General features: G+C 35.5%; 16 protein-coding genes and 1 pseudogene. 11 read left to right on the plus strand and 6 right to left on the minus strand.

All coding sequences use genetic code 11. From position 1 onward, the window contains the following. Positions 1–8: 8 nt before the first annotated feature. The 4 genes from HC728_RS09745 to HC728_RS20285 form a co-directional block, all read right to left on the minus strand. Positions 9–476, minus strand: coding sequence for a YjiG family protein (locus HC728_RS09745; protein ID WP_155688780.1), 468 nt, complete (start codon positions 474–476; stop codon positions 9–11). Continuing rightward, a complete protein-coding gene (locus HC728_RS09750) occupies positions 476–1213 on the minus strand; it encodes a nucleoside recognition domain-containing protein (protein ID WP_005423467.1) in 738 nt (245 codons plus the stop codon). Before HC728_RS09750 ends, HC728_RS09745 begins: the two co-directional genes overlap by 1 nt. 392 nt (positions 1214–1605) lie before the next feature. Continuing rightward, positions 1606–4158 carry a dermonecrotic toxin domain-containing protein gene (locus HC728_RS09755; protein ID WP_190395360.1) on the minus strand — a complete coding sequence of 851 codons (2553 nt, stop codon included), beginning with the start codon at positions 4156–4158 and terminating at the stop codon, positions 1606–1608. An 87-nt stretch (positions 4159–4245) separates the two neighbouring features. After that, positions 4246–4380: a hypothetical protein gene (locus HC728_RS20285; protein ID WP_255507826.1), complete on the minus strand. Its 135-nt coding sequence runs from the start codon at positions 4378–4380 to the stop codon at positions 4246–4248. Positions 4381–4864: 484 nt separating this feature from the next. Here HC728_RS20285 and HC728_RS09760 point away from each other — a divergent pair, with 484 nt between their 5' ends. Further along, entirely contained in the window at positions 4865–5695 is an 831-nt protein-coding gene (locus HC728_RS09760) for a mechanosensitive ion channel family protein (protein ID WP_190395411.1), read from the plus strand. A gap of 41 nt (positions 5696–5736) precedes the next feature. Here the strand turns inward: HC728_RS09760 and luxR are convergent, their stop codons facing one another. Next, entirely contained in the window at positions 5737–6489 is a 753-nt protein-coding gene (luxR, locus tag HC728_RS09765; protein WP_238933800.1) for an autoinducer-binding transcriptional regulator LuxR, read from the minus strand. A gap of 218 nt (positions 6490–6707) precedes the next feature. Here luxR and HC728_RS09770 point away from each other — a divergent pair, with 218 nt between their 5' ends. The 7 genes and pseudogenes from HC728_RS09770 to fre all read left to right on the plus strand — a co-directional run bounded on the left by HC728_RS09770 (position 6708) and on the right by fre (position 13765). After that, positions 6708–7289: an acyl-homoserine-lactone synthase gene (locus HC728_RS09770; RefSeq protein WP_005423459.1), complete on the plus strand. Its 582-nt coding sequence runs from the start codon at positions 6708–6710 to the stop codon at positions 7287–7289. Positions 7290–7342: 53 nt separating this feature from the next. Continuing rightward, positions 7343–8782, plus strand: a pseudogene (locus tag HC728_RS09775) (aldehyde dehydrogenase family protein). Between the two features lie 15 nt (positions 8783–8797). Then, on the plus strand, positions 8798–9721 hold the full coding sequence (locus tag HC728_RS09780; RefSeq protein WP_190395362.1) for an acyl transferase: 924 nt from the start codon (positions 8798–8800) through the stop codon (positions 9719–9721). A 30-nt stretch (positions 9722–9751) separates the two neighbouring features. After that, a complete protein-coding gene (locus HC728_RS09785) occupies positions 9752–10816 on the plus strand; it encodes an alkanal monooxygenase (RefSeq protein WP_005423453.1) in 1065 nt (354 codons plus the stop codon). A 38-nt stretch (positions 10817–10854) separates the two neighbouring features. Beyond that, positions 10855–11835, plus strand: a complete 981-nt coding sequence (locus HC728_RS09790) for an alkanal monooxygenase (protein WP_190395363.1) — start codon at positions 10855–10857, stop codon at positions 11833–11835. Between the two features lie 80 nt (positions 11836–11915). Then, a complete protein-coding gene (locus tag HC728_RS09795) occupies positions 11916–13058 on the plus strand; it encodes a long-chain fatty acid--CoA ligase (RefSeq protein WP_190395364.1) in 1143 nt (380 codons plus the stop codon). After that, positions 13055–13765, plus strand: coding sequence for an NAD(P)H-flavin reductase (gene fre / locus HC728_RS09800; RefSeq protein ID WP_190395365.1), 711 nt, complete (start codon positions 13055–13057; stop codon positions 13763–13765). The genes HC728_RS09795 and fre overlap by 4 nt, the downstream gene beginning before the upstream one ends. Positions 13766–13805: 40 nt before the next feature. On the opposite strand, the gene HC728_RS09805 is transcribed toward fre, so the two are convergent. Next, positions 13806–14249, minus strand: a complete 444-nt coding sequence (locus tag HC728_RS09805; protein ID WP_190395366.1) for a dCMP deaminase family protein — start codon at positions 14247–14249, stop codon at positions 13806–13808. 203 nt (positions 14250–14452) lie between these two features. Between HC728_RS09805 and HC728_RS09810 the strand changes: the two genes are divergently transcribed. The 3 genes from HC728_RS09810 to HC728_RS09820 all read left to right on the plus strand — a co-directional run bounded on the left by HC728_RS09810 (position 14453) and on the right by HC728_RS09820 (position 17970). Next, positions 14453–15823 carry an MATE family efflux transporter gene (locus tag HC728_RS09810; RefSeq protein ID WP_065603598.1) on the plus strand — a complete coding sequence of 457 codons (1371 nt, stop codon included), beginning with the start codon at positions 14453–14455 and terminating at the stop codon, positions 15821–15823. Positions 15824–15931: 108 nt separating this feature from the next. Further along, a complete protein-coding gene (locus HC728_RS09815) occupies positions 15932–16483 on the plus strand; it encodes a sugar O-acetyltransferase (protein WP_012534807.1) in 552 nt (183 codons plus the stop codon). Between the two features lie 191 nt (positions 16484–16674). Continuing rightward, positions 16675–17970 (plus strand): hemolysin family protein, encoded by a 1296-nt coding sequence (locus HC728_RS09820; RefSeq protein WP_012534626.1) that lies wholly within the window; start codon positions 16675–16677, stop codon positions 17968–17970. The last annotated feature ends 33 nt before the right edge of the window (positions 17971–18003 follow it).

An 18003-nucleotide genomic window follows, 5' to 3' on the forward strand; every position in this document is an offset into this window, starting at 1 on the left:
TGAAATCCTTATAGAATCATGTTCATAACAAACATTGCACCGAATGCGTTTAATACTGAGATAGCAATCATTACTGGAATGTAGCGACCTTCAGTACCAATAGGACCCATGATACGACCCATGTATTGTACTTGTGAGCCCATTAGGTAAATTGCAGGTGCAAGAATCGCAATGTGAGCACCATTTAGGATGCCTTGGTCAAACAAAGTAATAACCACACCAACTGCGCCGCCCATTGACATCCAAGCACCAATTAATACTGCCGCAGCTTCACCCGGAAGACCAAAGATAGCCATAATAGGAGAGAAGATAGAACCCATTAAATCAAGTGCACCTGTAATTTGCAGTGCTTTGATAATAACAAATGCCATTAATACGTTAGGAACCGTTGAAGTGGTAGCAATAACCCAGCCTTTTTTAGCGCCTTCAACAAAGATGTCTGTAACCATAGGTTTTTTTGTTTTAACGTCGCTCATTATGCTGTCTCCTCAGTCATTTTTTTATCTTGTTTGTCGTCATCTTGTCCTTCTTTACCTTCAGTAATATTTAGGTAAATACGGAATAGGTTTGCACCAACAAATTTGAAAGCAAACATAACAACAACAGCTAGACCAATTGATGATGGAACAGCTAAAGAGCCATCTGGGTTAGTTAGCGTGAATAACACCGCACCAGAGGAGAAGAAGTTTACAATTGCTGCACCAGCTGTGAATTGGAACATTGTGAAAATGTCAGTCTCACGCTTGGTTAGATGTTTTTCGTCTTTTAGTTGGCGAGTCATCGCAGCCCCCGCATCGGTACTCTGTAATGATGCGATTAATGCTAAACCAGAGTTACCTGGAATACCCATTAATGGACGTAGAAGAGGAGTAAGAAGCTTACGAGCTGCATCAAGTGCACCGTAATGCTCAAGAACGTTAATCATACCTAATGCAAACATAACGGTAGGAATAAGAGTTAATGCAAAAATGAAACCGTCACGAGCACCGCTACCGCCTTTACCACGAAGAGAGGTTGTTGCAGCTTGAACACCATCCGCAGTTTCAGAAACAGAATACGCCACTTTACCAAATGAACCATTTAGAGTTGTAAAGTCAAAAACACCATACCATTCATTTGATTGCATAAAGCCAGAGAAGAACACAACAGCAAAGGCCAGAGCCACATAGCTGCCAATACCGACTTTACGTGCTTTATCAGCCGATTGAGTCATAAATACCTCGTTTAAAATTTAAAGATTAGAAATTGTATTGAATTAATCATTTAGGGGTATTTTGCGTGAATCGATTTTGGGTGGTTTGATAATTATCAAAAAGTATTTCTATAAATAAAAGATTGTATAAATAGTTTTATATTTTGTGATCTATCTGAAAATGTAGATTTTTATGTTAATTCGTTAGAGTATTGTACGTTTGACTGGAGGTTATGAAGACTTGTTTTTTTGGGATGGATAATTCAATTTATTTTGTAAGTTATAGTCATGATTAATTGAAGGTAAATGTAAGCAAGTTGTTGTTACTTTTATATCTTGTGCATATTTCAAGACGAAAAGTTAAACACCCTTGAATGTATCAAGAGTGCTTATATTCGGTGAAAATTATTGAATTAGTCACTATTTAGAGGTGTTGATACCGCCTCATCTTCATACCAGAACAGATCTGTGCGGCTAGCGTAACGATCTGTAAATGACATGTTAGGGCTTAACTCATATTTCAACGTATTTTTAATACGGTCAAAAGCTTGTTGGGCAACTTCTGGTGATGCGGTTGCGTGAGGGTTTATTCTAAGTTCAGCGGTACGATAAGCCGCATTTTCAACCACTTCTCGATAACTGGAATTAATACGATTAAATGGGCCAACAGCAAACATAATGTCTTCCGGTGGAATATTTAATGTTGCAATCTCACTGAGTGATTCATCTCGTAGAAGCGTATCGACAACTTGTCCTCCGTGGTTAAGTTCAATGGCATAAACGTATCCACGTTGGCTGTCTAATGCATAATTAACTGCGACGGCTTCTTCCGTACTTGTCGAAATAACACCTCGAATTGCTTTTGTATGATGGGCTAATTGAACATAAGAAACGGGTTCAATTTTACGTGTAAATCCAGAATGAAATAGCTCATCTGGAAGTCGGGTATCTCCTCTAAAAACTAATGAGCCATTTACTTCGGATTGATAGCCTCTTAAAAAAGGAACATTTTGAATTTCTCTTTGAGCCTCAATACCTAAACGATGCAGTTTTTTTGTATCAGTAAGATAAGCATAAGGATCAACTTGTTGTTCTAATTCATAGAAATCTTTTAGTGCTTCAAGATCTCGACCTCCAGTCATATCTGCATAACCTGAACCGCCTAAGCCTGGATGCTCAGGAAGATCTTCAGGTAATAGAATTTCAGAAGCTTGACTGTGATTTGTTGAACCGTCTGAATTTACTTCAGTAGAAGAGATTCCATCACCACTGTTATTTCCTCCTCTAAGTCCACCTCGTTCAAGCCATTGGGGTTCACTGGTTTCCATGTTGATAGTACGAACGACTTGACTGTCTAAAATTAAGCGACCACTGGCAGGATCGACCTCTCGAAAATACCCAAAACCATCAGCTCTTAATAGTGTATTTCTGCCTGAATCAGTTAATCGAACACCTAATAAGTCTTCACCTGTTTGAGGGTGATTAACGATCTTAGGCATTGATGTGAATTGATCCAATGTTTCAGTTGAAACTCCCTCGTTTAAGAGTATGCGGTTGGGCAATAAATCCACCTCTCTTTCAACCGATATCGCGAGAGATTGGCCATATTTTACCATCACTGGAAGTACGGCTGCAGTACCAAGAATGGCGGCATTCACAGCACTCATTCGAGTACCGGCTAATCGTTCTGATAATGAATCACCAGTAACGGCTTTATTTACGCTCAGGCCAAGTTGTGTACTGCTAAGAGATATTGTTAACGGGATCCCAAGCTCAGGGACTAAAATGTCAACTATGGGAAAAAAGACTACTAAACTATTGGCAATCGAGAGTATGTAATCCCTTTGAGATTCGCTATTGGACTTTATAGAGGTATCGCCATCACTCGCCATTCGAGCTTTTCTTTGCTCTGTCATTCTAGCAAAGACATTGCCATGAATAAGGTGGTGCTTCATCATGAAATAGCGTTTATCCCAATTGCCATTAATTAGTTCAGTAAGAGCGCTTTCGACTCCCGAATATGTGCCGCCATCTTGGCGTAAATACAGGCTAAAATGGCTTAATAATGTATTTTTACTTTCAGGATGTTGTAATCGTTTATATAAGGTTTTTCTTAATTGTCGTTCTGTTCTATAGGTAATAAATGGTTGTGCGTTTCCTGGAATATATAATAAACCACCAGTGCTTCCTTTTTGTTCAATGACGAGAATATCCGTAGAGTCATACCCATAAATATCGAATCGATAAACATTTATATTATTAGGACGAATGGGTTTAAGAAGAGAGATGGCGAGTTGATAGTCACCTTGCGTTAACAAGCCTAATTGATATTGCTGGTGAGCAGAAAAAGCAAAGCTGTCTCGCATTAATTGAGTGTAACTTTCACTATTTTCATTCCAAAATTGGGTTAATTCTGCTGTGTAAGTGGTTTGAATATCCAGATCGTAATAAGCAATGTCCCATAAATCCGATGAGAGAAGACGAACCTCATTTCGTTCATCAAAAATATCACCATCAGCCCCTTGAGTGTAAATACCTGTATCTACGTTAATGGTTCCTGGAAAAGTATCTCTGAATTTATTAAAAGTATTGAGCATAACTGCTTGAGAGAGCGTGTAAGATTTATGGGGCGATTCATGGTGTGCCCAGCCATTATAGCTACGCGAACTACTCATTGCACTTTGGAACTCATTATAAAAAACGGCATCTGGATCGATACCTGTGTGACCATGCTTTATTAACGCTGCTTTAAGTTCTCGTGATGTTACCGAAAGAGGGTCAGGAAGCGTTTTCATTAATTTTGCATAGTCATGAACAAAATGAAGTTTCCATGCTGCATCAAAACGGTGGGAAGGAATTTCGTTATTGTTACTTGTTGGTTCTACATTTGCACTAGCCTGAAAAGAAATATAAAAAAAGGTGAATATCAGGACTAAAACTAATGTTTTAATTATTTTTCTGTTCATAGATTAACCTTGTTTATTTTTAATTATCTCGCCCTAAAATAGATCTTTCTATTTTAAGGCGAGATAAATTTATGTTGATTAAAACCCTTAGAAGCAGCTAACAGGGTTTAAATAACATTGGTGGTAGATGATATCTGTATCGTCAGTATCTCCGTCATTTGCTGAAACATGTGGAGCTAGTGAAGCTGTAAAAATAAGTAAAGTAAGAAGTAATTTATTCATAGGTATTATCCTTTTGTTTGGCCAGTTTTTTTGTTTACCTTTTCTATAGGCTAGAAAAGGCAGATTTTTGGGAATGATCCCAATTGAGAATGTATATTATTTACATTTTTTTTACAATAGGGACGTTTCGTGATTTTACGTAAAATATTGCTCCTATGAATAGTTTGAGCTAAGGTTTTATTAAATAAGTAAAAGAGAATAAAAAAAGATAACCTTTGTTTATAGTATCTTGAAATATTTATAAGTGGGGTATTTTAGAGTCAAAAGTCAAGTGATAAAGTAGTGCCAGTTTATACGAAGAAGGAGAGTGTGCAGAGGTGAATCGTGTATAGTGAAAACGATTATTAAATACGATGATAAAACTAATTAAGTCCGTGTAAATAGATAGTAGCTGGTGGCTTTATTATGTAGTAACGAGATTTATCTGTTAGATAATAAGTTACAATTTGTCGACGGGAAGGAGGTGTCAGTGAGTGGGTTATTAATGAGCATGGAGTTTTTATTAACAAATAAAATAATTTTTAGTTTGTTGATTATTAGCTTTATTTTTTTGTTGCGTCATTATGCCGTGAAGCATATCCGAGGTGATGTTGCATTTTTAACTGAGGATCAGCGTAAATGGATTTCTCGAACTAAGAATGGTTCATTTAGTTTCTTGCTTATTATATTATTTATTCTTTGGAAATCAGAGATTAATGAGTTTGCTTTATCTGTTACAGCTATTGCTGTTGCAATAGTGGTAGCATCTAAAGAAATTATTTTGTGCTTTACTGGTTCAATTCAACGTGCAAGTTCTCGCTCATTTCGAATTGGAGATTGGATTGAAGTAGGAGCTTTGTGTGGGGAAGTTATTGAGCACAATATGATGGCAACTGTGATTCAAGAGATCGACTTGCATCACGGTCAATACGATTACACCGGAAAAACAGCCACGCTTCCAAACAGTATGTTTTTTACTTATCCGGTAAAAAACCTGAATTTCATGAAACGCTATGTTTATCATAACTTTTCAATTTGCGTTAAAGAGTTTGTCAATCTATATCCAATGCTGCCGGATTTATTAGCAAAGATAGATGTTCATTGTGAAGAATTTATTGAAGTAGCACGCCGCTATAACAGCGTAATAGAGAAGCACGCAGGTGTAGATCTTCCAGGTTCAGAGCCTCATATCCATATTACGACCACTTCAATGGGCGATCAAAAAGTACATTACATGATCTTTTGTCCAACAGAAAAAGCCTCTCACCTAGAACAGGTTATTCGTCAAGATTTCATGGAAATGTATGAGATCAATTTTCCACAAAAAACAGAGTAACAAAGAGAAAACCCTATAGGTATAAAGCTTTACTTACGTACTTAATTTTTAAAGTATGGGCAATCAATTGCTCCTGTTAAAATTGCTTTAGAAATACTTTGGCAGCGGTTTGTTGTATTGAGTTTCATTTGCGCATTGGTTAAATGGAAAGTGACAGTACGCTCACTGCAGCCTAATATTTTTGAAATATCCCAAGAGCTCTTTCCTTCGCATGCCCACGCTAAACATTCTTTTTCTCTTTTGGTTAAATCGTTGTTTGATTTATTATTTGCTATATTTATTTTTCGATAATTATCAACTAGAGAAGGAACAATTAATGGTATGTTCATACACGCATGTAAAAATAAACTATCTATATAGTTGTCTTTTTCGGAATGCGCAAAACTAAGCATTCCGAAGCCATTATTAGCCGTATGAATAGGGAAACTAAACCCAGTGATAAGACCTGATGTTTTCGCTTCTTTAATTACATTTGGAGATTTTTTATTTACAGCATTGTTTTCAAATATATTCCAATTAATTGGTGAATGATTGGAGTTAGAATAATCTACTATAGGATCATATTTTATTAAATTAGCGTCATCATAATATTCCCTCCATTTTTTAGGGTAATTATCTAGAATTGAAATATCAGATTTAACCATAGAATGAGGATAAATGATCGCGAGTAAATAATATTCACAATGTACCATTTTAGTCATATCAGATAAGCATTGATTAATATCATTATTGTTTCTACAAGCTTTAATTTTATTAATTATTCTGTAAGTGTCGTCGGCATTTATGTCTTTCATACCCATCTCTTTATCCTTACCTATTGTTTATCGCAAGTTTTGCGTGTTATATATCATTAAAACGGTAATGGATTGGCATTTGATTCTAATAAATTGGATTCTTGTCACACTATTGTATCGCCAGGAGTACAATTGATTAACATAAGTACCTGTAGGATCGTACAGGTTTACGCAAGAAAATGGTTTGTTATAGTCGACTAAACGCAAGGGAGGTTGGTATGACTATAATGATAAAAAAATCGGATTTTTTGGCAATTCCATCGGAGGAGTATAAAGGTATTCTAAGTCTTCGTTATCAAGTGTTTAAGCAAAGACTTGAGTGGGACTTAGTTGTAGAAAATAACCTTGAATCAGATGAGTATGATAACTCAAATGCAGAATATATTTATGCTTGTGATGATACTGAAAATGTAAGTGGATGCTGGCGTTTATTACCTACAACAGGTGATTATATGCTGAAAAGTGTTTTTCCTGAATTGCTTGGTCAACAGAGTGCTCCCAAAGATCCTAATATAGTCGAATTAAGTCGTTTTGCTGTAGGTAAAAATAGCTCCAAGATAAATAACTCTGCTAGTGAAATTACAATGAAACTATTTGAAGCTATATATAAACACGCTGTTAGTCAAGGTATTACAGAATATGTAACAGTAACATCAACAGCAATAGAGCGATTTTTAAAGCGTATTAAAGTTCCTTGTCATCGTATTGGAGACAAAGAAATTCATGTATTAGGTGATACTAAATCGGTTGTATTGTCTATGCCTATTAATGAACAGTTTAAAAAAGCAGTCTTAAATTAATATTGTTAAATTGTTAATTTATTTCAAATACTAAGTATATTATAGGGAAAATAATGAATAAATGTATTCCAATGATAATTAATGGAATGATTCAAGATTTTGATAATTATGCATATAAAGAAGTTAAACTAAATAATGATAATAGAGTGAAATTATCTGTCATTACTGAAAGTTCAGTTTCAAAAACATTAAATATCAAAGATAGAATTAATCTTAATTTAAATCAGATTGTGAATTTTTTATATACCGTTGGTCAACGATGGAAAAGTGAAGAATATAATCGGCGACGAACCTATATCCGTGAGTTAAAAACATATCTTGGTTATTCTGATGAAATGGCAAGGTTAGAAGCGAATTGGATTGCAATGTTATTGTGCTCTAAAAGTGCTTTGTATGACATTGTTAATTATGATTTGGGCTCTATACACATATTAGATGAATGGCTTCCACGTGGTGATTGTTATGTTAAAGCACAACCGAAAGGTGTTTCTGTTCACTTGTTAGCTGGTAATGTTCCATTATCAGGAGTGACATCTATTTTGCGTGCTATTTTAACAAAAAATGAGTGCATTATTAAAACTTCGTCTTCAGATCCTTTTACTGCAAACGCTTTAGTTTCCAGTTTTATTGATGTTAATGCAGACCATCCAATAACCAAATCAATGTCTGTTATGTATTGGCCGCATGATGAAGATATGACTCTATCTCAAAGAATAATGAATCATGCCGACGTGGTTATTGCTTGGGGTGGAGACTAGGCGATTAAATGGGCGGTAAAATATTCACCACCGCATGTCGATATTCTGAAATTTGGACCAAAGAAAAGCTTAAGTATTATTGAAGCTCCTAAAGATATAGAAGCAGCAGCAATGGGGGTTGCTCATGATATTTGTTTCTATGACCAGCAAGCCTGCTTCTCTACTCAAGACGTTTATTATATCGGAGATAATTTACCTTTATTTTTAAATGAACTTGAAAAACAGCTAGATCGATACGCGAAAATTTTACCAAAAGGTTCAAACAGTTTTGATGAAAAAGCGGCGTTTACTCTTACTGAAAAAGAAAATCTATTTGCTGGATATGAAGTGAGAAAGGGAGATAAGCAAGCTTGGTTAATAGTCGTATCACCTACAAATAGCTTTGGAAATCAACCTCTATCACGAAGTGTGTATGTTCATCAAGTGTCTGATATTAATGAGGTAATTCCTTTTGTTAATAAAAATAGAACACAGACTGTTTCTATTTATCCTTGGGAAGCGTCATTAAAATATCGAGATAAATTAGCAAGAAGTGGTGTTGAAAGAATTGTTGAATCAGGCATGAATAATATTTTCAGAGTTGGAGGGGCTCATGATTCATTATCTCCTCTCCAGTACTTAGTTAGGTTTGTATCGCATGAGAGACCATTTAATTATACGACCAAAGATGTTGCGGTTGAAATCGAACAAACACGTTACTTAGAGGAAGATAAGTTTTTAGTTTTTGTCCCATAGTTAAAAGGAAATTATATGAAAGATGAAAGTGCTCTTTTTACGATTGATCACATTATCAAGCTTGATAATGGTCAGTCTATCCGAGTTTGGGAAACACTCCCTAAAAAGAACGTACCAGAGAAAAAACATACAATACTTATTGCTTCGGGTTTTGCTAGAAGAATGGATCATTTTGCAGGTCTTGCTGAGTATTTATCTACTAACGGTTTTCATGTCATTCGCTACGATTCTTTGCATCATGTTGGATTAAGCAGTGGATGTATAAATGAATTTACGATGTCGATTGGAAAAAATAGCCTGCTTACAGTCGTAGATTGGCTTAAAGATCATGGTGTCGAACGAATAGGGCTGATAGCTGCTAGTTTGTCAGCGAGAATCGCTTATGAAGTAGTAAATAAAATTAAATTATCATTTTTAATTACGGCCGTAGGTGTTGTTAATCTTAGAGATACATTAGAAAAATCATTGGGGTATGACTATTTGCAATTACCTATTTCAGATCTACCAGAAGATCTTGACTTTGAAGGTCATAATTTAGGAGCTGAGGTCTTTGTTACAGATTGCTTTAAACATAAATGGGACACATTAGACTCGACACTTAGTAGTGTTAAAGGATTAACGATTCCATTTATTGCTTTTACTGCAAACGATGATAGCTGGGTAAAGCAAAGTGAAGTTATAGAGCTCATTGATAGTATTGAATCTAATAATTGTAAGCTCTATTCGCTAATTGGAAGTTCACATGATCTTGGGGAAAATTTGGTTGTATTAAGAAATTTTTATCAATCAGTAACGAAAGCAGCTTTAGCATTAGATGTTGGTTTATTGGATTTAGATATAGATATTATTGAACCTCGATTTGAGGACGTTACAAGTATTACTGTTAAGGAGCGTAGATTAAAAAATGAAATTGAAAATGAATTATTAGAATTAGCTTAATTAAATAAAATCACCAAAAAGGGATAGAGTATGAAGTTTGGAAATATTTGTTTTTCGTATCAACCACCAGGTGAAACTCATAAGCAAGTAATGGATCGCTTTGTTCGACTTGGTATCGCCTCAGAGGAAGTAGGCTTTGATACATATTGGACCTTAGAACATCATTTTACAGAGTTTGGTCTCACGGGAAATTTATTTGTTGCTGCGGCAAATCTGTTAGGAAGAACTAAAACATTAAATGTTGGTACTATGGGGGTTGTTATTCCAACAGCTCATCCTGTTCGACAATTAGAAGACGTTTTATTATTAGATCAAATGTCGAAAGGGCGTTTTAATTTTGGAACCGTTCGAGGGCTATACCATAAAGATTTTCGAGTATTTGGTGTTGATATGGAAGAGTCTCGAGCGATTACTCAAAATTTCTACCAGATGATAATGGAAAGCTTACAGACAGGAACCATTAGCTCTGATAGTGATTACATTCAATTTCCTAAGGTTGATGTATATCCCAAAGTGTACTCAAAAAATGTACCAACCTGTATGACTGCTGAGTCCGCAAGTACGACTGAATGGCTAGCAATACAAGGGCTACCAATGGTTCTTAGTTGGATTATTGGTACTAATGAAAAAAAAGCACAGATGGAACTCTATAATGAAATTGCGACAGAATATGGCCATGACATATCTAAAATAGATCATTGTATGACTTATATTTGTTCTGTTGATGATGATGCACAAAAGGCGCAAGATGTTTGTCGGGAGTTTTTGAAAAATTGGTATGATTCATATGTAAATGCGACCAATATCTTTAATGATAGCAATCAAACTCGTGGTTATGATTATCATAAAGGCCAATGGCGTGATTTTGTTTTACAAGGGCATACAAACACCAATCGACGTGTTGATTATAGCAATGGTATTAACCCTGTAGGCACTCCTGAGCAGTGTATTGAAATAATTCAACGTGATATTGATGCCACAGGTATTACAAATATTACATGCGGATTTGAAGCTAATGGAACTGAAGATGAAATAATTGCTTCCATGCGACGCTTTATGACACAAGTCGCCCCTTTTTTAAAAGAACCTAAATAAATTACTTATTTGATACTAGAGATAATAAGGAACAAGTTATGAAATTTGGATTATTTTTTCTAAACTTTCAGAAAGATGGAACGACATCTGAAGAAACGTTGGATAATATGGTAAAGACTGTCACGTTAATTGATTCAACTAAATATCATTTTAATACTGCTTTTGTTAATGAACATCACTTTTCAAAAAATGGTATTGTTGGAGCACCTATTACCGCAGCTGGTTTTTTATTAGGGTTAACAAATAAATTGCATATTGGTTCATTAAATCAAGTAATTACCACCCATCACCCTGTACGTGTAGCAGAAGAAGCCAGTTTATTAGATCAAATGTCAGAGGGGCGCTTTATTCTCGGTTTTAGTGACTGTGAAAGTGATTTCGAAATGGAATTTTTTAAACGTCACATTCCATCAAGGCAACAACAATTTGAAGCATGCTATGAAATAATTAATGACGCATTAACTACAGGTTATTGTCATCCCCAAAATGATTTTTATGATTTTCCAAAGGTTTCAATTAATCCACACTGTTACAGTGAGAATGGGCCTAAGCAATATGTATCCGCAACATCAAAAGAAGTCGTCATGTGGGCAGCGAAAAAGGCATTGCCTTTAACATTTAAGTGGGAGGATAATTTAGAAACTAAAGAGCGTTATGCAACTCTATATAATAAAACAGCACAACAATATGGTGTTGATATTTCGGGTGTTGATCATCAATTAACTGTAATTGCGAACTTAAATTCTGATAGAAGTACGGCTCAAGAAGAAGTGAGAGAATACTTAAAATACTATATCACTGAAACTTACCCTCAAATGGACAGGGATGAAAAAATTAACTGTATTATTGAAGAGAATGCAGTAGGGTCTCATGATGACTATTATGAATCGACAAAATTAGCTGTGGAAAAAACAGGGTCTAAAAATATTTTATTATCCTTTGAGTCAATGGCTGATTTTAAGGGTGTAAAAGAAATTATTGATATGTTGAACCAAAAAATTGAAAAGAATCAACCCTAATAAAATTAAGGGCAATTTATATATTAGATTGTCTTTTTTGCATTTCTGTTGATATTAGGTGTTACTGGAGAGGGGATGGTATGACTGTTCATACTGAATATAAAAGAAATCAGATTATTGCCAGTTCAGAAATTGATGATCTTATTTTTATGAGTACACCACAGGAGTGGTCATTTGAAGAGCAAAAAGACATACGAGATAAATTAGTTCGTGAGGCTTTTTATTTTCATTACAATAGAAATGAAGAATATAGAAATTATTGTATCAATCAGCATGTGAGTGATAATTTACACACTATTGATGAAATACCCGTGTTTCCAACATCTGTTTTTAAATATAAGAAATTACATACTGTTACAGCTGATGACATTGAAAATTGGTATACAAGTAGTGGAACTCGTGGAGTAAAAAGCCATATTGCACGTGATCGCCTTAGCATTGAACGCTTACTTGGTTCTGTGAACTTCGGAATGAAATACGTTGGAGATTGGTTTGAGCATCAAATGGAATTGATAAATTTAGGACCAGATAGATTCAATACAAATAATATTTGGTTCAAATATGTCATGAGCTTGGTTGAGCTACTTTACCCTACTGAATTTACAGTTGATAAAGATCAAATAGATTTTGAAAAAACAGTAAAACATCTATTTAGAATTAAGAATAGTAAGAAAGACATTTGCTTAATTGGGCCACCATTTTTTGTGTATCTTCTGTGCCAATATATGAAAGAAAACAATATTGAATTTAAAGGAGGGGATAGAGTACATATTATAACTGGTGGAGGGTGGAAATCTAATCAGAATGACTCTTTAGATCGTGCTGATTTTAATCAATTATTAATGGATACTTTTCAACTCGACAAGATTAATCAAATTAGAGATACCTTTAATCAAGTTGAGCTTAATACGTGTTTTTTTGAAGATGAATTTCAAAGAAAACATGTTCCACCGTGGGTATATGCTCGGGCTCTTGATCCTGAAACCTTGAAACCCGTAGCAGATGGTGAGATCGGGTTGTTAAGTTATATGGACGCCTCATCAACTGCTTATCCTGCTTTTATTGTTACTGATGATATCGGTATTGTAAAAGAAATTAGAGAACCAGATCCTTACCCAGGGGTAACCGTTGAGATTGTTCGGCGCTTAAATACACGTGCACAAAAAGGTTGTGCTCTCTCCATGGCGAATGTAATACAGAGTGATATTGGGAGTAATGTATGATCGTAGAGGGCCGAGTTTCAAAGATAGTATTGGCATCAATAAAGAATAATATCTATAAGGTATATATTGCTTTAAATACACCGATTAAATTCAATGCAGGACAATTCGTTCTTATTTCAATTAATGGTAAGGGGGTCCCTTTCTCAATAGCAAATTGCCCCACAAAGGATCAAGAAATAGAGTTACATATAGGTAGTTCAAATAAAGACACTTCACTAGATGCAATTGAATATTTTGTTGATGCGTTAATTGAGGAAATACAAATAGAGGTTGATGCTCCTTACGGAGACGCTTGGTTAAGGTCTGAAAGTGGTAATCCATTGCTATTAATTGCGGGAGGTACAGGTTTGTCGTACATAAATAGTATTTTAACAAATTGTTTAAATCGGAATATTCCACAAGATATTTACCTTTATTGGGGAGTAAAAGACAGTTCTTTTTTGTATGAAGACGAAGAGTTACTGGAACTATCATTAAATAATAATAACTTTCATTATATTCCTGTTATTGAAGATAAAAATGAAGAATGGATAGGAAAAAAAGGAACGGTGCTTGATGCCGTTATGGGAGACTTTGCAGATCTTGCTCATTTTGATATTTATATGTGCGGCCCTTATATGATGGCTAAAACGGCAAAAGAAAAATTAATTGAAGAGAAAAAAGCAAAGTCAGAACAGATGTTTGCTGATGCTTTTGCATACGTATAAAGAGTATATAAAAAGCCAGATTATTAATCCGGCTTTTTTATTATTTCAATATTTCCAGAGGTAACCAAGTGACTTCAACTCCCGCCTGAGAAAACATATCTTGGCTAACTTGAATTTTTTCACCCCAACGAGATAAGAAGTCTTCTGTTTGTTCAGGGCAATATACTTTTGATATTCCTGTTTGGATGATTTTTGCTGCGCAGTTTGGACAAGGGAAGTGAGTAACCCAAATATCGCAACCTTCTAAATCACGTTTCGCAAATAAAATGGCATTTTCTTCAGCATGAAGCGTTTTTAAATATTTAATTTCGCGCTCATCAGTATCTGCGCTGTCAGATACACCATGTGGGTAGCCATTAAATCCAACAGAAACAATACGGTTATGCTTAGTGATTACTGCACCAACTTGAGTTGACGGATCTTTACTCCAAGAACCGACTAATTCAGCCATTTGGAAGAATCGCTTTGCCCATTTAGAAATCATAACGTTGCCCTTTGTGTCTGTATTTACAGAAGTATTTTATCTATTTCATAAGCTTATAACACAGTTTCTATGTGTCAATAAGAGGAAAATAGAAATAGTGTACAATCTATACTCAATCATCCGAAAAAGAGATGGATACTAACTTTTTCAATCTTAAATTGTAGCATAGAATCACGCCATTCTTTGTTGTTACCGAGGTTAAAATGACAACATTTCATGCAGATTCATCCATCACTCGTACTTTTTGGCGTTATGCCATCCCTTCTATTGCAGCAATGGTGGTGAGTGGACTGTATCAAATTATTGATGGGATCTTTGTTGGTCACTATATTGGTTTTGAGGGGCTTGCTGGTATTAATATGGCATGGCCTGCGATTTGTATTTTAGGTGCTATTGGCGTAATGGTTGGTATGGGAACTGGCAGTGTTATGTCCATATACCGTGGCGAAAATAGACTAGAAAAAACAAAAGTGGCCTTAACTACAGGCTTTTGGTTACTTGCGATATTAAGCATCATTGCGATCACTTGCATTGTATTACTCGCAAAAGACATTTTGCTTGCTCAAGGTGCGGAAGGTCAAAACTTTGCCTATGCCATGGATTATATCAATGTACTTATGTTTGGAGGCTTCTTTACTGCATGTGCGACAGCGTTACCTATGCTTGTGCGAAATGATGAGTCGCCAAATGTCGCTACGTTCCTGCTTGTTATTGGCGCATTAATTAATATTGTTTTAGATTACGTGTTTATTGGTGTGATGGGATTAGGGCTTTCTGGTGCTGCATTAGCAACGTTACTGGCTCAAGCTTGTGTCACCGTTTTAGGTATTGGTTATTTCTTTACTCAACGCTCAAGTATTCAAATTACATCAAAAGAAGTGCTGTTTTCTTGGAATAAAGCGAAGCAGTCTCTCTCTTTGGGCTCATCAGCATTAGTGATGTATTTATATGGTAGCTTTGTTGTTGCAATGCATAATGCGTTAATGATGCATTACGGCTCGGCAACGACAGTGGGAGCCTATGCCATTGTTGGTTACTTATTTATGCTTTACTACCTTCTTGCACAAGGTATTGCAGAAGGGGCTCAACCACCAATCAGTTATTATTTTGGTGCGAGAGAAAATAAAAAAGTGTATCAAATCTTCAAGATTGCATTGAAGTGGGTAGTCATTACAGGCATTGGTTGGGTAACTATTTTAAATATTTCACCAGAGCTAACGACGGCATTGTTTACTAATGGTGATAAAGCTTTGATTGCTGAAACTATTGTTGGTATTCGTTATCACTTATTTGCGATGTTCTTGGATGGCATGATTGTATTGATTACGATTTACTTTTTGTCCGTAAATGAAGGCAAAAAAGCCATGGTAATTTCCATTAGTAATATTGTAATTCAATTACCGTTCTTACTTATATTGCCTAAGTGGTTTGGAATTGATGGAGTTTGGTTAGCGATGCCAGTATCAAATATTGCATTGATTATCTGTATTGCACCAATGGTATGGAATCATTTGAAAACTCAGAAGATTATCAAGCCATTACCATTGACCTCTACATCGGTCATGAGTCATTAGAGTATTTAAAATAGGAAATTTTTTATTCCAATATTTACTCTTTTTATTTTATAGAAATCGAATAGACTTTAATGGGTTTATTCGATTTTTGCTTTGTAGGGAGTTAGCATGACCGAATTTGAAAAAATGAAAAGTGGTTTGGTATTTGATGGCGGTGATCCTGAAATTGACGCTATTCGTAATCAAACACAAAAATACCTTCAACAATTTAATCGAAGTACAGAAACGAAAGAAAAGCTATCTATTTTACCAAATGTCTTTAATGCCTTTGGTCAGAGTTTTATTCAAGCACCATTCTTTTGTGAATTTGGAAAGACAATTTCTATAGGAAACGAAACGTTTATTAATATGAACGTGACCATGCTCGATGGTGCAGAAATTACGATTGGTAATAATGTATTAATTGGTCCTAATGCTCAATTTTATACGGCTTCACATTCTTTAGATTATAAAAGCCGTCGTTGTTGGGAAACCTATTGCAAACCGATTGTCATTGAAGATGATGTGTGGATTGGTGGTAGTGTAGTGATTAATCAAGGCGTTACTATTGGCGCTCGTTCGGTAATTGCTGCAAATTCAGTGGTGAACCATGATGTTCCATCTGATTGTTTGTACGGTGGAACGCCAGCCAAATTAATTAAACGACTTGATCAAAAATAAAAAGAGTTAGTTAAAAATTAGGTGTTTGAGATGGATAAGTATAACGAAATGTAACTATATGTTTATTCATTAACAAGTGCTTAAAATAAGGTCAATATAGTTATTGACCTTATTGTAAATCAAGCATATAAGAGTAGGAAAATAATAACGTATGTACGTTGTTCTTATTACTTAATAATTCGAGGTTTACATTGGATATTGCCATATTACTTTTTCTAATTGTGATTAATGGTGTGTTTGCTATGTCTGAGATTGCTCTCATGACGGCAAAAAAGAGTCGATTACAGAAATTAGCCGCAGAAGGCAGTAAGTCAGCCGCTAAAGCGATTAAATTAGGCGAAGAGCCTACTCAGTTTTTATCTACGGTACAGATAGGTATTACCGGTATTGGTATCTTAAATGGTATTTTAGGTGAGGCCGCGTTTTCTGGCCCGATCTCAAATTTCCTTATTTCATTTGGTGTTCCTGCAGGATTAGCGTCTACCGTTTCGACCATGTCGACTGTTGTGATCATCACTTATGTTTCAATCGTTGTTGGTGAGCTTGTTCCAAAACGTATCGCTCAGTTTCACGCAGAACGCATTGCAACGCTGATAGCGCCATTGATCAGCATGCTAGCTTCTATCTCTCGACCATTTGTATTCTTATTATCTATCTCAACAGATGCGATTTTACGTTTATTAGGTCGCTCAAATAGCGATGAAGCATCGATTACTGAAGATGATATTCACGCTTTGCTTTCAGAAGGCTCTGAGCAAGGTGTTATTGAAAAACATGAACACAGTATGGTGCGAAACATCTTACAATTAGATGATAGACGAGTTGCATCATTAATGATCCCAAGAAATGAATTGGTTTATTTCGACACCGAGCAATCGTGGGATGAGAACTTACCAAAACTACTGCGCTCAGAATATTCTATTTACCCTGTAACTCGTGGTGGAATGGATAATGTGCTTGGTTTTACTACATCACGCTTTTTACTAAAAGCGGCGCATCAAGATCACCGTACTAAGTGGTTAATGCGTAATTTATTACCTTGTTTAACGATTCTAGAAAATAAATACGGCAGCGAATTGTTGGAGTTGCTAAAAACGACAGGTGAGGAGATTGCTCTAGTTGTTGATGAATATGGTGATGCTCAAGGTATTGTCACGCAAAAGAACTTGTTAGAAGCGTTAGCGGGAGAGTTTAAATCTGAAAACCCGAACGATGCATGGGCTGATCAAGTATCAGAAACTGAATGGGTTTTAGATGGTTCAATTCCGACAACAGTGCTAAAAGATACCTTAAATCTGGCGACCTTGCCTGAAGAGAAAGAAGGGGATTATCAAACACTGACAGGTATGTTTATGTGGTTAACAAGCAATGTACCAGCTGTTGGAGATACCTTAGAATACCAAGACTGGAGTTTTGAAGTGTTATCTATTGATAATAATAAAGCGAATAAAGTTCGAGTGACTCAAGTTCAGCCAGAATTGGTATAGAAATTATAGAATAATAAATAAAAGGAGATCATA

This window comes from Aliivibrio sp. S10_S31, assembly GCF_014694495.1.
Classification (GTDB): Bacteria; Pseudomonadota; Gammaproteobacteria; order Enterobacterales; family Vibrionaceae; genus Aliivibrio; species Aliivibrio fischeri.

Coding starts and splice junctions, on each gene's coding strand:
- HC728_RS09745 (WP_155688780.1), bottom strand. CDS start 476: ATGAGCGACGTTAAAACAAAAAAACCTATGGTTACAGACATCTTTGTT.
- HC728_RS20285 (WP_255507826.1), bottom strand. CDS start 4,380: ATGAATAAATTACTTCTTACTTTACTTATTTTTACAGCTTCACTAGCT.
- HC728_RS09760 (WP_190395411.1), top strand. CDS start 4,865: ATGAGCATGGAGTTTTTATTAACAAATAAAATAATTTTTAGTTTGTTG.
- HC728_RS09785 (WP_005423453.1), top strand. CDS start 9,752: ATGAAGTTTGGAAATATTTGTTTTTCGTATCAACCACCAGGTGAAACT.
- HC728_RS09795 (WP_190395364.1), top strand. CDS start 11,916: ATGACTGTTCATACTGAATATAAAAGAAATCAGATTATTGCCAGTTCA.
- HC728_RS09805 (WP_190395366.1), bottom strand. CDS start 14,249: ATGATTTCTAAATGGGCAAAGCGATTCTTCCAAATGGCTGAATTAGTC.
- HC728_RS09780 (WP_190395362.1), top strand. CDS start 8,798: ATGAAAGATGAAAGTGCTCTTTTTACGATTGATCACATTATCAAGCTT.
- fre (WP_190395365.1), top strand. CDS start 13,055: ATGATCGTAGAGGGCCGAGTTTCAAAGATAGTATTGGCATCAATAAAG.
- HC728_RS09815 (WP_012534807.1), top strand. CDS start 15,932: ATGACCGAATTTGAAAAAATGAAAAGTGGTTTGGTATTTGATGGCGGT.
- HC728_RS09770 (WP_005423459.1), top strand. CDS start 6,708: ATGACTATAATGATAAAAAAATCGGATTTTTTGGCAATTCCATCGGAG.
- luxR (WP_238933800.1), bottom strand. CDS start 6,489: ATGAAAGACATAAATGCCGACGACACTTACAGAATAATTAATAAAATT.
- HC728_RS09810 (WP_065603598.1), top strand. CDS start 14,453: ATGACAACATTTCATGCAGATTCATCCATCACTCGTACTTTTTGGCGT.
- HC728_RS09755 (WP_190395360.1), bottom strand. CDS start 4,158: ATGAACAGAAAAATAATTAAAACATTAGTTTTAGTCCTGATATTCACC.
- HC728_RS09750 (WP_005423467.1), bottom strand. CDS start 1,213: ATGACTCAATCGGCTGATAAAGCACGTAAAGTCGGTATTGGCAGCTAT.
- HC728_RS09790 (WP_190395363.1), top strand. CDS start 10,855: ATGAAATTTGGATTATTTTTTCTAAACTTTCAGAAAGATGGAACGACA.